This window comes from Bacillus sp. FSL R5-0659, assembly GCF_038008785.1.
GTDB lineage: Bacteria > Bacillota > Bacilli > Bacillales > Bacillaceae > Bacillus > Bacillus safensis.
This window is the reverse complement of sequence record NZ_JBBOZU010000001.1, coordinates 1803437-1812255: the sequence shown is the minus strand read 5'-3', so window position 1 is coordinate 1812255 and position 8819 is coordinate 1803437. Positions and strand designations below refer to the sequence as shown.

Here is an 8819-nt window from a genome sequence, read left to right as displayed (position 1 = left end):
TTTAAATCTTTCATGGATTTATGTTATGGTGTTGAAAGTATAAAAATAGTATGATATTTGACAGAAATGGGGACATCATTTATGAGTCAATCAGTTTTACAGGGCAAAGCCTATTCCGTTTTAAATTTATCCTCTGTGACAGAAGGAGGCACCATTAAAGAATCTTTTGATCGTAGCATGGATTTAGCAAAAAAGGCGGAGAAGTGGGGCTATCATAGATACTGGCTGGCAGAACACCATAACATGGAAGGGGTTGCGAGCTCTGCAACGTCCGTTTTAATTGGATATATTGCTGGAGGAACTGAAAAAATTCGAGTAGGGTCTGGTGGGATTATGCTGCCAAACCATTCTTCACTTGTCATTGCCGAACAATTTGGCACACTTGAGACATTGTATCCGGGGAGAATTGATTTAGGTCTTGGCCGAGCACCAGGGACGGATCAGTTAACAGCAAGAGCGCTTAGACGTAATCTTCATAACGGAGAAGATTTCCCTGAGCAGCTTGAAGAACTGATGCAATATTTCAAGCCGACCGGTCAGGTTAAAAAACATGTTAGAGCTGTTCCAGGAGAAGGCCTGGACATTCCAATTTGGCTCCTTGGTTCAAGTGGTTTTAGCGCCAGACTTGCAGGAGAACTTGGATTGCCATTTGCCTTTGCAGCACATTTCTCACCTAAAAATACAATTCCCGCGTTAGAATTGTACAGACAGTCATTTAGACCTTCTGATGTGTTAAAAGAGCCTTATGCCATGGTTGGTGTGACGGTTTTTGCTGCAGATCAAACTGAGCGTGCTGAATATTTGGCAACCTCTCATTATCAGCGGTTTTTAAGTCTCATTCGCAATACACCAGGAAAACTGAAAGCGCCTGTCGACAGCATGGACGGTCTTTGGAGTCCATATGAAAAGGCGATGGTGGATGAACAATTAAGCTCGACTATCATTGGGGATAAAGAAAAGGTGAAAACAGAATTAGAAGCCTTTATTGAAGCTACTCAAGCTGATGAAGTGATGATTAATTCGGATATGTTTGACCATCAAGAAAGAATGCGTTCGTATGAAATTATCGGAGAGATCTTTCAAGAGGCACAAGAAAATTAAACATAAAAAAAGAACTGCACAGAGCAGTTCTTTTTTATTTATGCTTTTGTAAAAATGCGAAATGGTTGTCCAATTGGCAGAACAATACGGCCAAAATGTGTATTAAGGACAACAGCTGCAGAACCATAAAATGAAAGCAGGGAAATGATCAATTCTGCAATACCAGCCATGGTATGAGTGACATCGTACATCACACCAAAAGTGCTAAGGGAAAGACCAATGAATAAGAAATCAATAAAGACGAAAATCAAAAATAACACTTTATGTGTTTCCATTGCACCAATCGTCATAAACAAGCTGAAAATCAAATAACCAATAAACGCAAAGCCTAGCTGTTTTGGATCTGCTGCTCCCGCAAGCGTTTTCCCAAAAACGCTGGCTTGAATGAGCCAAGTCGTTCCAACGCCCATCCAGAAAAGACCGAATGCGCCAAAAGCAGTGGCTCCAAAAATATTATGATGCTTTGAATCTTGTATGGACGCGATCAGCTGCGCGATTCCTCCAAGGAAGATAGCCCAAGGTAAAATAAGGGAAGTGCCATCTGTGATTCCTAGTTTTTGTGAGGACGCAACGAGCGTCACCATTGCTAAACCAAACAAACCAAGTGGTGTTGGGTCTGCAATTGATAATCGAATTGCTTGAACATTCTGTTTTTCCATAATGACCTCCTACAATTTGCACTTACAAAAGATACTCGAATTCGATAGAAACGTCAAGCTCTTTTTTAGTAGACACTTGCATCGTCTTCCAAATAAATCTATATTTAATACATATCAAATGTGATAGAAAAAGAGGGATAATATGAGTAAAGGCTTATCTGGGAAAACGATTGCCATTTGTGGAACGAGAAAAACAGAAGAAATGCGTACACTTGTCGAAAAACAAGGAGGACAAGCCGTTATTCGCTCTCTTCAAGGAACCGTATTTTTAGCAAAAGAAGAATTAAAGCCAGGCATAGAGACCTTTGTGAAACAAGGGGCAGACTGGGTCATCTTAACAACAGGCATCGGTACAGACACATTAATTGAGAGTGCCGAAGAGCTGCAGCTTGGTAATGAATTTATGAACATTCTATCAAATGCCCATATTGCTTCAAGAGGGTACAAAACCTTTGCTGCGCTGAAAAAACGCGGGATTCACCCGGAGGTCTCTGATGAAGACGGTACGGTTCGTGACTTAATTTCAAAACTTGAAGACAAGGAGTTTCAAGGCAAACGTGTAATGGTTCAGCTTCATGGTGAAAATGCACCAGCTCTCATTCAGTTTTTACATGACAAGGGGGCAGATGTTTTGCCGCTTTTACCATATCAGCACACACCTCCTGACCCAGAGGCAGCTGAAACGTTGCTGCAAGAAATGATAGATGGACAAGTTCATGCCGTTTGCTTTACAACCGCTGTCCAGGTTCACGCCTTTTTCAAATTAGCCGCAGAATGGGGCAGAAAAGAAGAATTGCAAGCATTATTCGAGCAGCACGTACTGGCAGTAGCTGTCGGGAAAGTCACTGCTGAAGCTTTAAAAGAAGAGGGAATAGACCGAATTCTTGCCCCATCACTTGAGAGAATGGGTGCAATGATAATAGAGTTATCCCGATATATGGAAAAACAATCAGCACACTCATAAAAAAACGCCTTTCACCAGATCAGTGAAAGGCGTTTTTGTTAGATTGTCCGTTTTCGATTCGTCCGAATTTTTTTGAGTACAAAGTAGAGAACAATCAGGATGATAGCAATGACCATAATAGGGGTTGTATAAGTATGAGCAACACTTTGAATATGATCCCATTTTGTCCCGAGCTGCATGCCAAGATAGATAAATAAGATGGACCAAGGAATGGCAGCTAATCCTGTCAAGAAAACAAATTTCAAAAAAGGCATCTTAGCAATACCCGCTGGAATCGAGATGGCATGGCGGACAACAGGGATAAAGCGTGCGGTAAACACTACACCGGTTCCATACCGGTCAAACCAGCGCTCTGCAGTCGCGATATGATGTTCATGGATGAATAAATACTTTCCATACTTTGTTAAAAAAGGTCTTCCGCCGTACAGACCGATCCAGTAAATAAAACACTGGGCGAGTGTACCTCCAATGACGCCGGCAATAACAGCTCCAACAAAACCTATTGTGCCTGTTGACACCATATATCCGCCATAGGCAAGTACAATTTCACTCGGAATGATTTCAATCATCAGCCCTAGTGCTACACCTACATAACCAAGGCTTGTCAGCCAGGTTAAAATTTCATTAAAAAAGGTTCCCATTCATTTCACTCTGCCTTTAAATACGAATTTTCTTCAAGCATCCTTATAAGAGCCTATGCTTGTTTTGCTTTTCTCATGAGTATGCTTTCTATATATGCCAGCATGGTTTGCGGCTCATACAGACACCACTGAACCTGGCTTTTTCACCAGGTCTATGTTGGCAAGCTCTCATCTAGCAGATTTTATCATACCATATTTGCCGGCATCTAGACGATCTACTTGCTATGTGAAGAATGGTCACCATAAAAGAGAATAGGATGCATCCGTTTTTTCAGTAGATCATGATATAATTTGTTAGATGAAACGAACGGGTGGTGCACAAACATGTATTTAACAATCGCAGAAACAGCTGAATACTTGGAAGTATCAGAAGCGTATATTGAAAAATTGATCCAGCAAAAAAAGATCCGTTACGTATTTGACGGGGAATCTTATCTTATTTATCAAGGGCAGTTTCAAACGCATTTAAAGCAGCTCGAACAATATAAAGAGCTCGTCCAAGAGATCTTAAATGAACCGATTCCGGAAGACCCCGATGTAAAGGATGAAGATTAGAATATCTTTTCAATTGAATCAACATGGATCAATGGCCGCGGATGATAGAAAGATTAATCTCTATTTCACCTCATGCTTTCTCGAATGAAAGATGATAAAAGCAGAATGATCATTCATTTGCAGGAAAAGGAAGTGGAATTTTTGGGGACAACTACTTTATGTGAAGCCTGTCAAAAAAACGAAATGGACATTTTAGAAGCGTCTGATGAACCGAAACAGCCTTATGAATTATGCCGTCAATGCCACGAAAGACTACTTACCTATTCATTACGGCCTATTGAATGGTAAAACCTAGCTGTTCTCCATTCTTCTAAACAATTTTTACTGCACGATGATTTTTATGGAGAGGACGGACAGGCTTTCCAATTAGAGGAGGATGTTGTCATCACCAAAAGTGAAAAAGCACCAACATTACAAGCCGTTAGGCGTGATTTGGTGTCTTTATTAGACTTTTCAATCACTAGATGGTTTCTTGAGGATGATGTCATCGTTGCTTTGAAACAGCACGATCAGCAAAGAATCTTGGATGCTGTTCAAAGTAGGTTTGATCAAACACATCATGTCGAAGTGAAATCGCGCATGTTAGAAATTACGGCTGATGTGTTAGGTACCTCTGCTGCTGGGTGGGTGAGGGAACTTTTGGATCAAGCTGATGAAGAATTTCTTTATCCGCTTTCGTGGGCAGCCGCCAGCAGTTTGCCAGTAGATGAGGGATTACAACGTACTCTAGATAAATTGAAATCTGTCAGTGAAAAAGAATTGCCGTTAGAGGCTTTTATTTGCCTGCACCGTTTCCGTTCTAATAAAATATTGGATTGGATGGAGTCAAATTGCACCCATTTTCACGATCAGTGGGGAAGGCTGGCAGCCGTCAGCTACCCAACCTGGGAGAGAATGAAATCTTGGCTAAACAAAGGTAGACCTTTCAGCTTAATTGCACTAGATACAATGGCAAACTGTGCAAAAGGAAATAGACCGGCTCTAGTGGAACAATATTCACCTAAAATCCTTAAAACTGATAAAAATGAAGTAGAAAAGATTTTAAATGAATATTATCAAAAAGATCATGTTCCACGAGTGAAAATGAAAGTGTCCAAAATCTTGGAGAACAAACAAGACATATTTGAATAAGCCTTTTTATTGGCTGACTCCCGTTTGAACAATTTTCATGTGGCATTTAACTTGTACATCTGCATCAGGATAAATGTTCTTCCATTTTTCTGGTGTCACTGCTTTGTCTTTTGATCTATACCTAAGGCCCAGCCCAAGAGGATCTATGTTTTGCTTTTTAAAGGATTGAACAAGGTCTTGTCCTTGCTGAGCGACACGTTTTTCTACTTCTTTTTCAACATGGTTCAATATAGAAGGTTTATCAATTTTTTTGGACTTCATGAATTCTTTTAATTCGCCTTTCAGCTTGATATCAATCATGATATGAGGCTTCTTTGTTAGGTTTTTCGTTGGTTTGATTCGGTAAGACACATGAGATTTGATATTTTCAATGACGACATGGGTCTTTGCTTGATCTGCCAATTGAAACTCATAGATGCCATTTTTATGATTTTCAATCATCGCTTTAAATGTGAACGTGTCTTTTCCAGGTATATGACTGACCATTTTTTCATGATCAAACAGAGCGACTCCTGTGATCTTAATGCCATTGTTTGTTTTCTTGATGTAAGGGAGGTATGCATCGACTCCTTTTGCCAGCATCTGATTCATAAAAATATGCTGATTGGTGACAGGTTCATTGCCATTTCGCATATTTTGGGTGAGCAGATCAGAGAGATATACACCTATATTTAAGTTCGTTTGATTCATTTTTGTGTATAATAACTCTTCCACTTCTCCGCCTACAATTGCAAACACTTGGCGTGAACCAATGATAGGATCACGATAAATATAATTCATTAAATCGATCATGCCGACTTCTTTTGCTAACTTTTCACTGACTAAAATAACGAGCACCTGGCCCATGACGACTGGAAAAGGCGATTTTTCTGATACAAGAAATTGAATATTGCTAATGGTGTTTGACCTTGCACTTAATATTTGATAACTTCCTTGCTCTTGACTTTTAAAGACAGGGAAGACAAAGAAGCCCTTCATTTCTCCATCTTCCAATAAATCAAATCCTGCCGCCTGAGAGATATTTAATTCATCTAAAAGGCGGGGCTCTGCACAGCTGGTTAACAAAAGACTACACAACATGAGGCCCGTAAGTATATAACGTTTCATGCTCGTTTTTTCCCCCTCCTTTTTTTCAGCATCAGTCCAATGACCATACAGATAATCAATCCATAGATCAGAATGAATCCGCTAAATTCCACCCATTGATTAAAGGTTTCAAAAGAAGTTGCACTGGCAAAAAACGAAAACATGATCAGAATGAGGATGCTGAGCCCGATGAACGTGACGCGCTGGTTCGTATGAAGCATTTTTTTTGCCATTCGGCTCGCTGCCCATAATGGAATCGTGATATTAGGAATGATCAGAAGTAGCCAAAGAGACACTTCAATAAATTCAAAGCGCTGGATAAACGGAAGCTTCACAATGCTCGTTAACGTTAGCGTCGGCCATTTTGTTAATTTGAGCTGAGCACTTGAGTAATACGCTATAGAGACGAGAAAAGTGAGCAAGTTTAAGCATGTCGTAAATAATACCCCCATGTGAGCAAATTTTTGAGATGTCTGAGCTTGTTTAATAAAGGGATAATAGACAAGCAGGGTGCCAAAACCAAACATGGATAAGGATGCATCTTTGACTCCCACAAGCATTTGCGAAAATGTATGATCAAACATTGGGAACATGAAACGAAGGTGACTATACTTCATGGCATAAAAACAGATAAACGTCATCCAATACGTCAGTACAACACTAAAAAATGCCCATCCAGCAATGGTTCTAAAGCCACCAGTATGTATGTAATACACAAGCAGCAGCAGTACAGACGCAAACAAAAGACCAGGAATTTCTTTAAACAGCCATACATGGATCACATCCATGTAATGGATAAGGACGGTCAGCGACAAAGAAGCAAAATATAAGATATAAAGAATGTTGAATAATTGCCCAATCCATTTGCCAAATACATATTGCGTGATTTCACCAAATTCATCCGAAGGGGCCTTTTTAAACATCAAGTACATGAGAAAGATCATCACATTGACGCTCATGCCAGAAATCAAAATAGCGATCCATCCATCATTATTGATAGAACGAACAAGGTTTGTTTGAAAGTTTAAAATGCTGACACCGACTTGATTGGCATTGACGAGAAAAAACACAAAATAAGGAGATACTTGAAATTTCTCTTTGACAGAAGAAGAACTCATGCCTTCACTTCCTTATTCATAAAAATCATTTTTCCCCTTACGGCCTTGCTTTGGCTTAGAGCGATGGATGGTTTCATTTTGCGGTCGTAAATTTTCCGGCCTTTTGTTCAAAAAACGGAGCTGAGGACGAATCAGACTGCCCTTTAAATCAGCAAGGCGCATTGGAAAAATAGGCTCTAAATATGGGCGGCCAATTGAAGTTAATTTCATTAAATGGGTGAGCAGAAAAGATCCCATCACAGCAATGCCTAATGCGCCCCAAACCTGTGCTGCGAGTAAAAAAGGGAATCTCAGCAGCCGAATGGTACTACCCATTTTGTAAATAGGCGTGACAAATGAGGCGAGAGCAGACAGGGCAACAATAATGAGTAAAATATTGCTCGTTAAGCCTGCTGCTACAGCCGCCTGTCCAATGACAATCCCTCCAACAATCCCGAGCGTCTGCCCGACTTTAGCTGGGAGCCTTGACCCTGCTTCTCTTAGTAATTCAATCGAAGTCTCTAAAAATAGTGCCTCAATGATCGGAGGAAATGGAACAAGATAGCGCGAGGATACAATGGTTTCTAATAAATCCTTTGGGATCAGCTCATAATGAAAGGTTAAAACGGCGACATATAAAGGTGTCGCAAAAATGGAAAATATCACAGCAAATATGCGTAACAGCCTAAAACAAGAAGCCGCAATCCACGACATATTGTAGTCTTCCATAGTGGAAAAATACTCAAGTAAAATAGTTGGGGCAAGCAAGACATGAGGCGAGCCATCCACTAATATGGCAATTTTCCCTTCTGATAAACCTGAAGACACACGGTCGGGTCTTTCTGTATTCAAAAACAACGGAAAAATCGTATTGGACACATCATAAAGCATTTGAGCGAGGTAATTCGCATCTAAAATCTGATCATAATCAACGTCCTCAATTCGCTGAAGAACCGTTTCGATGTTTTCTGGGTTAGCGATTTCTTCAATATATAACACGGCTACTTTTGTTTGAGAGAGCGTACCAACCGTCTTTTCCTCAACTTTCAGGTTAGGCGTCGGCAGCCGCCGCCTGACCAAATTTAAATTGGTATCTAAAACCTCCACAAATGCTTCCTGTGCACTGATAATGCCAAATTCAATCTCAGGCGGACCAACTTGTCTGCCTTTCTTTTCTTCAATCGGCAAAAGAAGCGTTTTGCCCCAATCTGTCTCTAGTCTAATGGCAATGCTGCCCCGGTGAAGGGCTTCTTCCACTTTTTGAAGATCGCTCGTGATGACAGCCTGCTCAATGGGAATTTGTTCTTTCAGCTCTTCAAGAGTAGGTGTCAGGTGCATTTGTTTGAGAGAGGGGAGAATTTGTTCATGTAGAAGATGTCCATTAATTAAAGATCGAAAAAAGGAAATCTTATACAGAAAATCTCCATTTCGAGACAGCTCATTTGTAAAATCAGCAGAACGTGACAATGCTTCAAATACTGAATTCGGGTCCTTTTGTTGTTTGTTTTTCTTCAGCATTTGGACCAGCTCCTTCGGCGATTTGGCTCTATTATCTAACCGATTGTCTAAAGATATGCATGAAAAA

10 protein-coding genes are annotated in these 8819 nt (G+C 40.3%); 5 read left to right on the top strand and 5 right to left on the bottom strand.

The genetic code is table 11. The features are described from left to right. Window positions 1-81 precede the first annotated feature (81 nt). Window positions 82-1101: an LLM class flavin-dependent oxidoreductase gene (locus NSQ72_RS09130; protein ID WP_047203393.1), complete on the top strand. Its 1020-nt coding sequence runs from the start codon at window positions 82-84 to the stop codon at window positions 1099-1101. A 38-nt stretch (window positions 1102-1139) separates the two neighbouring features. Here NSQ72_RS09130 and NSQ72_RS09125 read toward each other — a convergent pair whose 3' ends face one another. Continuing rightward, window positions 1140-1760 carry an acetate uptake transporter gene (locus NSQ72_RS09125; protein ID WP_341083875.1) on the bottom strand — a complete coding sequence of 207 codons (621 nt, stop codon included), beginning with the start codon at window positions 1758-1760 and terminating at the stop codon, window positions 1140-1142. Window positions 1761-1902: 142 nt separating this feature from the next. On the opposite strand from NSQ72_RS09125, the gene NSQ72_RS09120 reads away from it, so the two are divergent. Beyond that, window positions 1903-2724 carry a uroporphyrinogen-III synthase gene (locus NSQ72_RS09120; RefSeq protein ID WP_341083874.1) on the top strand — a complete coding sequence of 274 codons (822 nt, stop codon included), beginning with the start codon at window positions 1903-1905 and terminating at the stop codon, window positions 2722-2724. Between the two features lie 38 nt (window positions 2725-2762). Here the strand turns inward: NSQ72_RS09120 and NSQ72_RS09115 are convergent, their stop codons facing one another. Beyond that, entirely contained in the window at window positions 2763-3365 is a 603-nt protein-coding gene (locus NSQ72_RS09115; RefSeq protein ID WP_064498563.1) for a DedA family protein, read from the bottom strand. Window positions 3366-3689: 324 nt separating this feature from the next. Between NSQ72_RS09115 and NSQ72_RS09110 the strand changes: the two genes are divergently transcribed. The 3 genes from NSQ72_RS09110 to NSQ72_RS09100 all read left to right on the top strand — a co-directional run bounded on the left by NSQ72_RS09110 (window position 3690) and on the right by NSQ72_RS09100 (window position 5051). Continuing rightward, complete coding sequence (locus tag NSQ72_RS09110; RefSeq protein ID WP_039179160.1) at window positions 3690-3920, top strand: excisionase family DNA-binding protein; 231 nt, start codon at window positions 3690-3692, stop codon at window positions 3918-3920. Between the two features lie 141 nt (window positions 3921-4061). Then, on the top strand, window positions 4062-4208 hold the full coding sequence (locus tag NSQ72_RS09105; protein WP_341083873.1) for a hypothetical protein: 147 nt from the start codon (window positions 4062-4064) through the stop codon (window positions 4206-4208). A 147-nt stretch (window positions 4209-4355) separates the two neighbouring features. Continuing rightward, window positions 4356-5051, top strand: a complete 696-nt coding sequence (locus NSQ72_RS09100) for a hypothetical protein (RefSeq protein ID WP_341083872.1) — start codon at window positions 4356-4358, stop codon at window positions 5049-5051. 6 nt (window positions 5052-5057) lie between these two features. On the opposite strand, the gene NSQ72_RS09095 is transcribed toward NSQ72_RS09100, so the two are convergent. From NSQ72_RS09095 to NSQ72_RS09085, 3 genes are read right to left on the bottom strand one after another with little or no spacing between them, the layout of a single operon-like run. Beyond that, window positions 5058-6158 (bottom strand): Ger(x)C family spore germination protein, encoded by a 1101-nt coding sequence (locus NSQ72_RS09095; protein WP_144464600.1) that lies wholly within the window; start codon window positions 6156-6158, stop codon window positions 5058-5060. Beyond that, a complete protein-coding gene (locus NSQ72_RS09090; RefSeq protein WP_058838610.1) occupies window positions 6155-7255 on the bottom strand; it encodes a GerAB/ArcD/ProY family transporter in 1101 nt (366 codons plus the stop codon). The genes NSQ72_RS09095 and NSQ72_RS09090 overlap by 4 nt, the downstream gene beginning before the upstream one ends. Before the next feature lie 12 nt (window positions 7256-7267). Then, on the bottom strand, window positions 7268-8752 hold the full coding sequence (locus tag NSQ72_RS09085; protein WP_106025075.1) for a spore germination protein: 1485 nt from the start codon (window positions 8750-8752) through the stop codon (window positions 7268-7270). Window positions 8753-8819 lie beyond the last annotated feature (67 nt).